Origin of the sequence: Bacteroides faecis, from assembly GCF_020091505.1 — a bacterium.
GTDB classification, from domain to species: Bacteria; Bacteroidota; Bacteroidia; order Bacteroidales; family Bacteroidaceae; genus Bacteroides; species Bacteroides faecis.
On sequence record NZ_CP081916.1, the window covers coordinates 5848304 to 5860691 of the forward strand.

16 protein-coding genes and 1 pseudogene are annotated in these 12388 nt (G+C 49.9%); 1 reads left to right on the forward strand and 16 read right to left on the reverse strand.

Translation table 11 applies throughout. The features are described from left to right. Window positions 1-305: 305 nt before the first annotated feature. Window positions 306-623, forward strand: coding sequence for a hypothetical protein (locus K6V30_RS23310; RefSeq protein ID WP_005858668.1), 318 nt, complete (start codon window positions 306-308; stop codon window positions 621-623). 38 nt (window positions 624-661) lie between these two features. Here the strand turns inward: K6V30_RS23310 and tssD are convergent. The 16 genes and pseudogenes from tssD to K6V30_RS23390 all read right to left on the reverse strand — a co-directional run. Further along, window positions 662-925: pseudogene (gene tssD, locus K6V30_RS23315) on the reverse strand (type VI secretion system tube protein TssD); the annotation flags it as partial. A gap of 129 nt (window positions 926-1054) precedes the next feature. Further along, window positions 1055-1534: a glycoside hydrolase family protein gene (locus K6V30_RS23320; RefSeq protein ID WP_005858664.1), complete on the reverse strand. Its 480-nt coding sequence runs from the start codon at window positions 1532-1534 to the stop codon at window positions 1055-1057. After that, the gene (locus K6V30_RS23325; protein ID WP_005858662.1) at window positions 1531-1989 is read right to left on the reverse strand and encodes a DUF3872 domain-containing protein; all 459 of its coding nucleotides are present in this window, start codon (window positions 1987-1989) and stop codon (window positions 1531-1533) included. The genes K6V30_RS23320 and K6V30_RS23325 overlap by 4 nt, the downstream gene beginning before the upstream one ends. A 20-nt stretch (window positions 1990-2009) precedes the next feature. Then, window positions 2010-2597 carry a conjugal transfer protein TraO gene (locus K6V30_RS23330; protein ID WP_005858660.1) on the reverse strand — a complete coding sequence of 196 codons (588 nt, stop codon included), beginning with the start codon at window positions 2595-2597 and terminating at the stop codon, window positions 2010-2012. Continuing rightward, window positions 2594-3508 (reverse strand): conjugative transposon protein TraN, encoded by a 915-nt coding sequence (gene traN / locus K6V30_RS23335; RefSeq protein WP_008777983.1) that lies wholly within the window; start codon window positions 3506-3508, stop codon window positions 2594-2596. The genes K6V30_RS23330 and traN overlap by 4 nt, the downstream gene beginning before the upstream one ends. A 50-nt stretch (window positions 3509-3558) precedes the next feature. Continuing rightward, window positions 3559-4866, reverse strand: coding sequence for a conjugative transposon protein TraM (gene traM, locus K6V30_RS23340; protein ID WP_036629061.1), 1308 nt, complete (start codon window positions 4864-4866; stop codon window positions 3559-3561). Next, on the reverse strand, window positions 4817-5119 hold the full coding sequence (locus K6V30_RS23345) for a hypothetical protein (RefSeq protein ID WP_005858655.1): 303 nt from the start codon (window positions 5117-5119) through the stop codon (window positions 4817-4819). The genes traM and K6V30_RS23345 overlap by 50 nt, the downstream gene beginning before the upstream one ends. Continuing rightward, window positions 5116-5739: a conjugative transposon protein TraK gene (traK, locus tag K6V30_RS23350; RefSeq protein ID WP_005858653.1), complete on the reverse strand. Its 624-nt coding sequence runs from the start codon at window positions 5737-5739 to the stop codon at window positions 5116-5118. Before traK ends, K6V30_RS23345 begins: the two co-directional genes overlap by 4 nt. A 121-nt stretch (window positions 5740-5860) precedes the next feature. Further along, complete coding sequence (gene traJ / locus K6V30_RS23355; RefSeq protein ID WP_005802642.1) at window positions 5861-6874, reverse strand: conjugative transposon protein TraJ; 1014 nt, start codon at window positions 6872-6874, stop codon at window positions 5861-5863. A 2-nt stretch (window positions 6875-6876) separates the two neighbouring features. Further along, complete coding sequence (locus K6V30_RS23360; protein WP_004288758.1) at window positions 6877-7506, reverse strand: DUF4141 domain-containing protein; 630 nt, start codon at window positions 7504-7506, stop codon at window positions 6877-6879. Next, window positions 7503-7859 (reverse strand): DUF3876 domain-containing protein, encoded by a 357-nt coding sequence (locus tag K6V30_RS23365; protein ID WP_036629119.1) that lies wholly within the window; start codon window positions 7857-7859, stop codon window positions 7503-7505. The genes K6V30_RS23360 and K6V30_RS23365 overlap by 4 nt, the downstream gene beginning before the upstream one ends. A gap of 8 nt (window positions 7860-7867) precedes the next feature. Next, window positions 7868-10393: a TraG family conjugative transposon ATPase gene (locus K6V30_RS23370; protein WP_005858648.1), complete on the reverse strand. Its 2526-nt coding sequence runs from the start codon at window positions 10391-10393 to the stop codon at window positions 7868-7870. Continuing rightward, window positions 10390-10716 (reverse strand): DUF4133 domain-containing protein, encoded by a 327-nt coding sequence (locus K6V30_RS23375; protein WP_005802636.1) that lies wholly within the window; start codon window positions 10714-10716, stop codon window positions 10390-10392. The genes K6V30_RS23370 and K6V30_RS23375 overlap by 4 nt, the downstream gene beginning before the upstream one ends. 5 nt (window positions 10717-10721) lie before the next feature. After that, window positions 10722-11102, reverse strand: a complete 381-nt coding sequence (locus K6V30_RS23380) for a DUF4134 domain-containing protein (protein WP_181981907.1) — start codon at window positions 11100-11102, stop codon at window positions 10722-10724. A gap of 180 nt (window positions 11103-11282) precedes the next feature. Next, a complete protein-coding gene (locus K6V30_RS23385; RefSeq protein ID WP_005858645.1) occupies window positions 11283-11948 on the reverse strand; it encodes a DUF4122 domain-containing protein in 666 nt (221 codons plus the stop codon). Continuing rightward, window positions 11936-12385: a DUF3408 domain-containing protein gene (locus K6V30_RS23390; RefSeq protein WP_005858643.1), complete on the reverse strand. Its 450-nt coding sequence runs from the start codon at window positions 12383-12385 to the stop codon at window positions 11936-11938. Before K6V30_RS23390 ends, K6V30_RS23385 begins: the two co-directional genes overlap by 13 nt. Window positions 12386-12388: the final 3 nt, after the last annotated feature.

Below are 12388 nucleotides of genomic sequence, written 5' to 3' on the forward strand. Positions count from 1 at the left end.
CAACTTCAGACATACCCAAGTATAAACGAGTATAATCGGGTGCGGTAAGAGCAAGTTTATTACCAATCACTTCTCTAACCAAATAAGCTTTTGTCTTATTCCCTATGGGGTAAATTCAATCCAATATTTATACCATATTTTGTTCAATTTTACAGTGTTAAACGAATCCTTTTCCTCCTGATACTACGAATATTAGGGGACACTTTTATATGTACAAGAGGTATGCCTATATCTCTATTCTGACAAAATGTCACTCATATATCTTTCCCAAAGTTTTATATATAGAATAAAGAAAATTTGTAAGTATGAACAGAACAATAATTTCAATTGAAGTACAAGCCCACAATGGTAAGGAAGCCACTATCATTGTCAAAGGAGAACAGAACAATCAGATTATGTTTGAAAAGCAATTCGAGTATAAAGACGAAGAAAAGCATTCTTTGCGGTTACACTTACTTTCAGAAAGGTTTCATCGCAAATTGCCACAATTAGGTGATAGCTTAGGCGTTTTTTGTATCCGTAAACTTTTCAATGATATAACGATACGAAGTAAAAGTTCACGAAACATCATATCGTCTATGCTATGCAGTATCTTCCCCCAAACCGGAAAAGGTTCTGCATGAGAAAAGAAAGCGGAACGCTGCCGATCCGTATCAACAAGCATCATATCCAAAATACAATTGCTGCCATTAGATTCCATTTCTATATATATGTTTCCTCCTAACATTCCTGTTACAGGTCTTCCTTTACGGTCTATATTACGGGAAAAACAGTATTTATACTTTAGTAGATTGCATTTGTAGCCATTTATTTCCAATATTATTTCTGAATTCATGACGACTTGTTTTATGCATTTGACATTACATCTCAAACTTAGCAAAAAATCAAGAAAGACAATGTTCAAAGAGCATTTTTTATGCACCATATGCTCAATAACACATTTTATGTCTTTCGGTTACATTAAAATACAACACCTGTTAGGGATATGTTCATACCGGACAAATAAAAAAGATTCGGTCGTCTCGTAACAACCAAACCTTTATCAACAAGCAATCTACGGTATATAGAACAGTTCAAACTCCTCTTTTCTTCTTCTCTCTATGCTTGGAATGACTTTCCCCCGATAACAGCGGAACGATACATATTCCTTGTAAATATCCCGGTTGCCGCTGTCCAGTTTCTGAATCAGTTTGCTTTTAGGTATCTTGCCGTTGCCGATCAGACGGTAACAGCCTACATTAAAGCCTAACAGACTTAAAAGGAGCGAATCTTTCCCATATTTTCGGAATACCTTCAAACACCGTTCAAGGTCGCATCTCAAAAGTGAGTCCGCCTGTGCCTCACTCAGGTTCTCGGTCAGCGTCTCGTGGGGAAGCAGGCGGTGTCCGTAACCGATGTAAGGCATTTTCCCCCGGTGCCAGCCTTCCCACCGCTTGATGCAGGCTACCGCCTTATCTTTGTCAGACGGGGGATTTTCCGCCTTGCCGTACAAGACAAGTAACAGAAAGATCATAACAGCCGGTATTCTTTTCATGCAGCCTCCTTGTTATTTTCTTCATCCGTATCCTTTCCATTAAAATCATATGTCAATTGTTGCAGATTCCCCCAATTATCTTCAAGATAGAGGTCTATGGTCTGGGATTCCTTGCCGCTTTGCGAAGTATAGTAAAGACGGAATTTCCATTCGTTCAGCAGATAACGGTCATTGGGCTTCAGTACCGTTCCGTCCTCCATCTTCAGACTGCCCTTACCATCCGGCTGGAAATACCTTAGCGTATAGACGGTTCCGGTAAAGTTCCCTTCCGGCTTGATTTCCAGCCGGATTTCCACAGTCTCCCCATCGGTAATCTCATCCGCTACCGGCATGGCTTCTACCGCAAACGGGTATTCCTGTTTGATATCCAGCTCATTGTCACAAGCGACAAGACCAAGAAAGGAGAATGCCATACAGCAGGCTGTCAGCATAAAATCAAGGATTTTTCTTTTCATGGGTATGTATTCTTTTAAGGTTAGAAAATGTATTTTACTCCGATTCCATACTGGAAGTGGCAGATTCCCGAGGCGCTGCCCCACACGAAACGCTCACGCAGACGCACCAGCAGGACAACCCTGTCGGACAGGTATCCTTCCGCTTCCAGCGTTACCGCGCCGCCATAGATGAAAGACTCGCATTGCTGCAAAACGGCTCCGTCATCCAGCAGCCGGTCTCCTTCGTTCACGGTCTCATAGCCCAACAGGGCGGAAGCGCCGAGGTTCAGGAAGAAGGACTTGCCGGGGGTGGAAAAGAACGTATGGTAATAACCGCCTTCCCCCGTATATTGCGACAAGGGTATATGCGTACTCCGGTAAGGGATGTTACGTTTCAGCATCTCACCGCCAAACATCCACTGGTTTCTGTTCCCGGTACAGGTGGATACAGCCAGCGAGAAGGCATAGCCTGCATCGTGACGGTTTGCCCGGCTGTAAAATCCGTCGGCCATTTCAGTGGTGAAGCGGACGGCTTTCATTCCCGGCAGGCGGCGTTGGGCTTCTGCCTGCCCCGTAAAGAGGGCAAGCAGGAGGGTAATAAAGAGGGAGTTTCTTTTCATGGCGTTCATCTGACTTTCAGTTCATTGACGGTTTCTGCGCGTACCAGGTCCTCATTCTCTACATCAAAGGACTGATGCCGGCCGCCTTGCTTCTCATACATTTCCACTATCAGCTTCTTGTCGTCGGGAATGGTGAACTTGGGCAGGGCAAACACCGTCCGCTCGTTCTTCTTCCCGTCCACACGGGTCACATAGTTGAAGGCACGAAGCGGATAGATGACCTGTTCCTGCATGGCGGTACGTTTCATGATTTTCTTGTCCACGATCTTGAAGGTCACGAAGTCCACGTCGAAAGGCACGTTCGTGGCGTTCTTCACTTCGGTATGGAAATAGATCAGTTCGCCGTGCGCATAAAGTCCTTTAAGCAGATATTGCACTCCGAACCGTTTGCAGCCGATGTGCTTGACCTTGCGTTTGTTCTGTTCATACACGGATTTCATGATCAGCCGTACCAGACGGGGAGACTCCCCGGCGAGTTCCTGCAAGTAGATTTCCATCGCATTGTTCGGACGGTTCACGGCCTCTCCGTCATGGATGAAGTCGCACATTTCCACATTCAGCAGCAAAGGCTCGTCGGCATACTTGACGTTGAATGTATAGAAGTTGCCGTCTTCGGTAATTACGCTCATGTTTGTCTCACTCCGGAAATGTTTCCGGGTTGCCTTCACACGGATCACATTTTCCGCACCGTCCGCCTTGCCCGCTATCAGATTGGGCGAACCCAGGTCCACATATCTCACGGGAGAGGGAAAAATAATATGTACGGTCTTGTCATATGTGATTTCCAGACCGTGTGGGGGAATCATCCGGCTGAATCCGATCTTGCGGCTCAGTCCTTCATAATAATCCCCGCTGCTCTGCTGCGCGTATGCAGCCACTGTGCCCGCAATCAGGGCAAGCATCATCAGAATCTTCTTCATGTGTGTTTCTTGGTTGATTGGTGAATAAATGGTTGATTTCCTTTCCTCCTTCATTTTTCAGGAGAATGCAGCAACAGCCGGTGTCCGGCCTTCAGGGTGATTTTCACCGTGCGCATCTTCTTGCCCACATATTGTGACATACCCTGTATCACCCCCTTGCCCACATCCGAGGCAATCTGCGCTCCGGCATCCGTTGAGATATTGATGCTGCTTCCTATAGAGGTGCCCATGCCGGCGGCAATCTCACGTGCGGCATCATACTCCATCGAGTTCGGTACAAGGATTCCCTGCTGCCCGTCAGCGTCATACACTTCGAGTTCCACCGGAAACAGCGTGCCCCTGTACTCCACTGTCTCGATCAGGATTCCCATCCGTTCCCCCTCGACACGTGTACCGCCGACCAGTACCGTACCTTTGGGGATAAGGAGATCGTCCACTGCCATCGGCTCAAGCAGGCGGATACGCAGTGCCTGTCCGTCAGATACGGTCTGCGTGCCATGCACACAGGCGGCGATGGTGTTCCTGCCGGAAGATGGCATTTTGCCTACCGGGGTGTGGAAGCCGGTATTTCTCTCGCCTGCATATCCGGAAGCAATGTCTTCATTGCCTGCAGGCTGGGCGAGTGATGACACCATCCGGTTCTGTACCCGTTTTACAGGCCGGACAGCCGTCCGTTCTTTCCGGCTGTTTGGGGCATTGGCCGTAGAGGAAGCATCAGGCTCTTTCCCGTTGTAGCGGGCAGCCAGCTCGTAGGACTTTTCCAGCAGAGCCATCTTTTCTTCCAGGGTCTGGCCTTCCGCCTGTTCTTCCGCCGGCTTCCTTTCTTTTTCCAGATCCTCAATACGGCGGAGCAGATCGGCATCTGGCTGATTTTCATTCCGGGTATATACAGTGCCCAGCGAACGGTTCATATTCCGGTAGGCTTCTGCAGAGGAACGGATGGAGCCGGGGGCTTTCCCCTTTTCCGGTTCCGGCGGAAGTTCCATGTTTGCTTTTCCTGCAGTAAGACCGGCAGTATCCTGACCGCCCTTGTTGAGCAGTTCGGACATCTCCTGGAAGGTTCCCCTGCGCCATTTTTCCTTTTTTGCCAGTGCTTCCTGCTCATAGGCGCTTACCTTGTTGCCCTCCATTTCCGAATCTTCCGGTGAAGGCATCTCCACGTTGAAACCCTTGCCTTTTTCCATTTCCGCCTTCTCCTTTTCCGACGGACTGAATACCAGCAGGAGGAACCCCATGCACAGCAGGCAGAGAAACGGATAGACAATATACTTTGCGCGCCGGCGCTTCTCTTCGGGAGTCAGCGGCTTGTCATTTGACACTCCGAGCCGTTCCCTGATTTTCTGAAAGTCCATTTTCATGTTTATGGATGTTTGAATGAATGTTTCTTGTTCTTTCCGACCGGAACACGACGGAACGGATATGTCCCATTGCCGGTCTTTGGCCCGGCTCCCCGAAACGGGATACACAGGAGAGAATCGAGTACAGACAGGAGGCAGCAAGCAGGAACGAGACCGTGCCTGCCAGAAGGATGCGCTGCTTTCCTGTCAGCCGCCGGCAGAACAGCCGTACCCGGCTGTCCGCATGGCCGAAGAATCCGCGTTTTCCCCTCATCGTTCCGCACTTCTTATGTCCTTATTCTCCAGCACGGTAAACTGCTCGATAATGAATCCGTTGGGATTGTCATCCGAACGTCCTGTGTTTTGAAGCGAGCAGGAAGTTACGAGGCTGCGCTCGGTCACGTTGCTTTCACGGATAATCAGCTGCCGGGCGTATGTCCGCACCTTGTAAGGGTAGGCGGCAAAGTCGCACACCACGCTGTCCACATGCACCACCTGGTTGATGTTGCCTGAAATCAGGCGGTTGTAATACCCTCTTTCGGCAAAATCCACATAGTAGTGATAGGCACTCTTGTCTGCCAGTTGCAGGGCACGGTTGATATTGTGCTCGATGGCATCCTTCTGGGGTGAGAGCGAGAAAAACAGTTCGTGAAAGCGCCTTACATGTTCCCGCGCCTCGGCAGGCCTGTTCTGTGAGAGGTCCTGCGAAAGGGCCATCATCAGCGATTTGCCCCCGTCAAGCACATAGATTTTCTCGCGTTGCTTCTCGGCAAAGCGGTATGAGCTCCACAGCGCATATCCGGTAACGAGCGCACAGCAGCAGGCAAAGACCGCCAGCAGCAGGCGGATGCGCTTGAAGCTGCTCTCAATGTTTGTCAATGACTTGAATTCCATTTTTTTGATGTCTGGTTTGAATGAATAAATATTTCCGGTATGACGGGACATCCCGTTCCGACAAGTCACCGGACCCGTCATCTTGGGTTGCCCGACTCATGGGAAGGAGGCTCCGCAGGGTTTATTTGCCCCTCAGCCTGCCTCCGATATTCCCCAATACGGCACCGCCTGCTCCGGCTGCAAGCCCCCCTGTCTTGGTGGCTGTACGGTTCAGGTTACGGCTGAAGTTTCCGGCACCGCCTGCCTGCACTATCCAGCCTGCTACCGTAGGCACGGTGAAGTATCCGATAATCCCGATCAGCATAAAGATGATGTAGACACTGTTCGAGTTGTCTATCGAGTAGTCCGGATTGTTCTGCAGTTCCTGAATGTCATTCTGAAGCATCAGTACCTGAAGCTTGGCAAGCAGGGTGCTGAACAGGTCGCTGACCGGAAGCCACAGGTAAACGGAAATATATCTCGTGAACCACTGTCCGAGCGTGGACTGGAATCCGTCCCATACACTGAAGGCGAACGCTACCGGTCCCAGTATCGAGAGTACGACCAGGAAAAAAGTCCTCACGGTGTCTATCAGCAGCGATGCCGCTGCGAATATCAGCTCCAGCAGGCTGCGGAATGCATCCCGGATTTTCTTTTCCAGATTATACATCCCGACTTCCACATACATGCCCAGCCGGGAGGCGGTATCTATGGTTGACCAGCCCAGTTCATCCAGCTGACGGTCAAACTCCTCGTCACTTACCAGATATGCTGTTTCGGGATTGCGGAGCATGGCCTCCTTTTCCAGTTCCTCCTTTTGGATCCGGTACTGTTCCATATCCATCGTCTGTCCTTCGAGCATCTTGTGTGTGCCCTGCACGATGGGACTGAGAATATTGTTCAGCGTGCCGAGCACCAGCGTGGGAAAGAGCAGGATGCAGATGCCTATGGCAAAGGGACGCAGCAGGGGATAAACATCTATCGGTTCGGCACGTGCCATCGACTGCCATACACGGACGGCAACGTAGAACAACGCACCCAGTCCGGCAAGTCCCTTGCCCACGTCCATCATGTCCTCGCAAAGGGGAAGCATCTCGTCATACAGGGTTGCCAGTATGGTGTGCAGGTTGGCAAAATCTATCGACAACGGCATCATGGCTACCAGTATTTGGAGGTTTCATTCCCATAGAGCCGCATCACACGTTCCAGGTCGTTCTTCTTTCTGGCCCTGAGGTAGCTTACGGCTATGTTCTTGTTCGTATAATAGCTCACAAGGTTGCGGTAACGGCGCATCTCGTAATAGCAGTTGTCCACCACGTCCATACGGTCCTTGTCGGTCATGGACAGGGTACTGACATTGATAACCTGTTTCAGATCCTGCAACACGCCGTTGCTCTCTTCCAGCAGGCGGGTGTAACCGAAGGCGATGGCGTCCAGTTCGCGCGGTGAGAAGTTTTCATCGTTCATCATCTTGCCGAAGTTGGTTACATAGATGTCGGACACGTCGCCCACCATCAGGATGATGTCACGCACCTTGCGGGCATCCTGTATCAGGTTGTTGACCGATTTCAGCTGGTCGTAATATTTCTTGGCCTGCTCATAGATCTTTACTGTCTCGGCAAAGCTTTCTGCCGTATTGACTGCCGTCTTTGAGGTATGGGCGATATTGTCCGACATGTTTATGATGCTTTGGGCCAGATTGCCGGGATCTGTCACCACCCATTGGGCGCGTGCTCCGGTAACGCCCAGTACAAATGCCGTTCCGATCAGAAGCGTTCTTGCCTTCATGCCCGTTCCTCCTTCCTTACATAGTCTCCGCCCGGTGAGAATGTCAGCACGTCGACTGCCTCATTGTAGGACACATCGACACGGTAGCCCGTATTGACAAACAGGTTTCCGTTTTCTTCCACCAGCAGGTAAGTCTGCGGCTTCAGCCTTCGGGTTCTCCCGCTACGGGAAAACACCGTCACCTTATAGCATTCTCCTTCCTTGTATACCAGCACGTCAGGTCTGCCTTCCACGCTGGTCCACGTTCCGCAGATCTTGTCGCGGTCGATACCGCTTTCCGAACAGCTCTGTAATATCATGGCGGCCATGCTTATCAGACATACCGCCAGCCTCATAAGGGGTCTGTTTCTCATAATCGTTTTCATTTCGGGTTTGATACCTGTTTCTGTTCCTCTCGCTTTTTCTCCGCCAGACGGCGGATGGCTCCTTCCAGACTGCCCTCCGGTCCTCCGGCAATCCGTTGTACTTCCAGTTTCTCCGACTCCTCGGTCGTGAACGTGAAGTATTCTTCCTCGCTCACTTCCGTGGCATATACTGCCGAGCAGGTTCCTCCAAGCCCTATCCATACTTCCCGGTAGAAGCGCCCGGGATGGTTCGCCTGGTTGATGGAAAGAATCTGCCCTTTCTCTTTCTCGGTCAGACCGAGCAGCCGCTGGATGTGCTCGAACTTGTTCATGTATTTCCGCTGGTCAAGCAGGATCTTGCAGTCAGAGTTGTTGATGATGGCCTCTTTCACAATCGGGGAGCTGATGATGTCGTCCACCTCCTGTGTCACCACCACAGCCTCGCCGAAATATTTTCTGACGGTCTTAAAAAGGTACTTGATGTATTCACTCATATTGGCGGACATCAGGGCTTTCCAGCATTCCTCTATCAATATCATCTTACGGATACCTTTGAGCCTGCGCATCTTGGCGATGAAAGTTTCCATAATGATCAGTGTCACCACTGGAAGAAGCACTTTGTTGCTGCTGATATTGTCCAGTTCGAATACGATGAACCGTTTGCCTGTCAGGTCCAGTTCCTTGTCGGAGTTCAGCAGGAAGTCATAATCTCCGCCCCGGTAGAACGGTTCCAGAACGTTCAAAAAACCGTCAATGTCAAAATCCTTCTCACGCACCTTTTTCTCTTCAATCATTCTTCTGTAGTCATCGGCGACAAACTCATAGAAACCGTTGAAGTCCGGTCTGATGTTCCGGTTCTCCGAAATCTTTCGGATATAGGCGTTCACTGCTCCGGAAAGAGCGACCTCCTCCGAACGTTTCGGCGACTCGTCCTCCCGTTTCCACAAGGTCAGTATCAGCGTGTTGATACTGTCACGCTTCTCCACATCGAATTTTCCGGATTCGGTGTAGAACGGGTTGAAGGATATCGGATTGTCCTCTTCATACGTGATGTAAATCCCGTCCTTCCCGTTGGTACGGTCATGGATCATCCTGCACAGCCCCTGGTAGCTGTTTCCAGTGTCCACCAGCAGGATATGCGCTCCCTGTTCGTAGTATTGGCGGACAAGGTGGTTGGTGAAAAAGGATTTTCCGCTGCCCGAAGGCCCAAGAATGAACTTATTTCTGTTGGTGATGATTCCTCGCTTCATGGGCAGGTCGGAAATATCCACATGCACCGGTATCCCGTTCTGGCGGTCTGCCAGCCGGATGCCGAACGGACTGGGCGAGCTCCTGTAATTGGTCTCTCCGGCAAAGAGGCATACGGCCTGTTCCAGGAAGGTATAAAAGGATTCTTCAGATGGAAAGTCGCCTGCATTTCCGGGGATTCCCGCCCAATAGATGACCGGTGTGTCAATGGTGTTATACCTTGGCGTGCATTCCATCATGGCCAGCTGGCTGCCCGTGTCGTTCCTGATGCGGCGGAACTCTTCCGCATCCTCCGCCCAGGCGATGACGTTGCAGTGGCATCTGACGGGAAGCACTCCTTTGGTATGTGCCTCATCAAGATACATCTCCGTCCACTCCTGGTTAATGGCATTGCTCCGGCTGTATTTTGACAACGAGAGCATATTGCGCGAGTTTTTCTCCATCATCTGCAGGATTTCCTGTGCGTCGTCGATGAACACGTATTGCGAATATATGTGGTTGCATGACAGCAGCAGTCCTACGGGTGCGGCAAAGGAGAGGCGGCAGTCGCTGCGGTCCGTGGACATCCTCTCGTAGCGCATGTCCGTGGAAAGTCTGCCGGGCAGGTCTTCCGTATCGGAAAGGGTATGCAGGCAGAGGCGTTTGTCACCGATGCGCATCCTGCCGGGCTTGAGGCAGATGTCCTGCAATACGGCGGTCTCATCCTTCAGCGAGAGGGAAAAGTATTTTTCCACCAGTCCGGGACGTTCCTTCGTACCGGTGATTTCGTCTGTTTCCAGACGGCGAAGCCTTATATGTCCGGAATCATTCATAATACGCTCGAACTGTTCCACCGCCTCAAGAAAGCGGGCGGCAGCATCCTTGTCGGTTATCTCTTTGGGCAACAGGAATCCCCGGCAAAGGGTATTGAAGTCACTCTTCCGACGGCTGCGTTCGCGGGTTGTCTTCGTCAGGAACAGGTAGCATTTGTGATTCAGGTAAGGTCTTTCATTGAAATGCAGCTCATAGCTGCGTGTCAAGAAGCTCTGTTCTCCGTCATCGGTCTTCGGACGGTAGGTTTCCTTGACGAACCAGTCCTGTTTGCAGACGACACTATGTTCCGGCAATACCTTCATGGCTTTGATCCAGGAGGAGTGCATGGCCTCATACTCGTCTGCCGTTACCGTGTACAGTTCGGGCAGTTCCACTTCGAAAGCCACGGTCAGGTCTGCATCCTTGCTCACGATACAGCCGTTTTCTACCGATAGCAGGGGGAATCTGCGTTCCAGCGTTTCCGCCTTTAATACATTTCTCATGATTGTTGTTTTTTTCTTCTTGTGAATAATCTGAAAACTCTCTTGCGGTGAATCAGATAGCGTGGATGTCGTTTTTCAGCCAGCAGCTTCATCAGCCCGTGTTCACCGTAACGGGCATTCAAACGGAATATCACCCACACCAACAGGCTGCCGGACAGGATTCCGAAGGATAAGCATATCCATTGGTCCACCCCCGTCAGGTAAAGAAAGACTACCATAAGGAGCACCATCGCAAGCCCTCCGGCAAAGACGAACAGGTATTGCGACTTGAGTCCTTTGAACTCGACGGGGTTGCCGGCACCTTTGTTTACCGGATATTCCATAGGCTTTAGAGGAAGAAGGAACGTAAGATGGTGGCGGCTACGATCAGAAAGATACAGGCAAAGAACCAGCTGGCGGCGGTTTTCGAAGTGTCAGGATCTCCGCTGGAAAATTTGCCATAGGTCTTGATACCGCCTACCAGACCAAGCACCGCACCGATGGCATAGCATAGTTTGGTGGCGGGATCGAAATACGAGGTCATGAGGCTGGTTGCCTCGTTGATACCCGCAAGGCCCTGGCCCTGCGCAAAGGTGTTTGCGGCGATGACCGCACACATCACAGAAAAAAGGATTCTTCTTTTCATTGTCGAATCGTTTGGGTAAGACATAAATTTGAATTCGACAACAAAGATAAATGGGGATAATACGCTATGATTCAGAGGTGTCATCAGATGTCATCAAATGTCATCAGATGTCTTTGCCGTACAACGGATGAAAAAGAAAAAACAGGTTTCCTCCACTTTGGAAGAATGCCTGTTGCATGTTTTCGTTAAATGGGTACATCATATAAAAAATCCCATATACTTTAACGCATACAGGATTTTCCGAACATGATAAATATTGCCTTTTCAGACTAGATTCCTCCAGTCAGTAACATGTTTGCTTTCTTTCCTCTCTCTTTTCAAAGGCAACGCATTCCCTTCCTTATCCACATACTTCCCCATCAGTTCCTCAATCAGCTTCTTGTTCTCCACCTGGGAGGAGAACAGTTCAAACATGTCCGTTTCCCGGATGGAATGCAGTGTCATGGCCGCCCTGTATGATTTGTTCTCGTCCGAGCCGGCGCCATTCAGGTTAAGCAGCACGTCGCCTACATTGAGCAGGTCAGCAGGAGTAACCATCGGAGCAATGGCTTCCGTTTCGGGAGAGCGGCTGTCCAGTTCCTCCTGTTCATCTTTCAGCATTCTCATCTCCTCCAAAGGCAGTTTGCATTCCACTTCATCTTCCGGAATATCCTTATCCGCTCCGATAAAATCACTTCCGGTTTCCAGTTGCTGGCTCATGTAAGGGGCGACGGTCTTCCCGGCATTCTCGTCCAGATAGACAAAGCGGGTAGCTCCCATCACATCCTGTGCATTTCCCGGTTCACCGTTGTCTTTTTCTGCTTGTGGCCGATTGCGAGGAGTACAAAGCAGATCACAGATTTTACCTATTCTCTCTTTTTGTTTCCATACCTTATATAACAGATAAGCGGTACAGCCGAACCGTATTGATAAATAAACTATTTCTTCCATTCTATTGGCTTTTGAGTTGCTTCTTGATTATATATTTCATTGATGATATGCTGATACCTTTCCAGATGGTCTGACAGTACACTTCCTAAAAACATGGGGACAGACATTTCCGGTGCAATGACCGGCAATACTTTGGCAACAGTTCTGTACAATGTATCGTTAATATAGGTCTGCCTTCTTGCTCCCGACAGTTTCACTTTCAGAAACCGGCTCCGGTATTCATCTGAATCAGCCGCTCCATCCGGTGCTTTTTTTATTTGCTGTCTGGAAGAACCGCTTTTCTTCTCCTGTTTCTCCGAACAAGGTCCAGCCTGACTTTTTGTTTCCGGCTCCTCTTCCGGAGGAACCGTTCTTTCCAAAGCGGTCACATCTCCTGCCATCATGCGTTTCAATGCCTCCTCATCCACTTGGTAATCCGTTCTTCTTTTGGTAGTCATAAT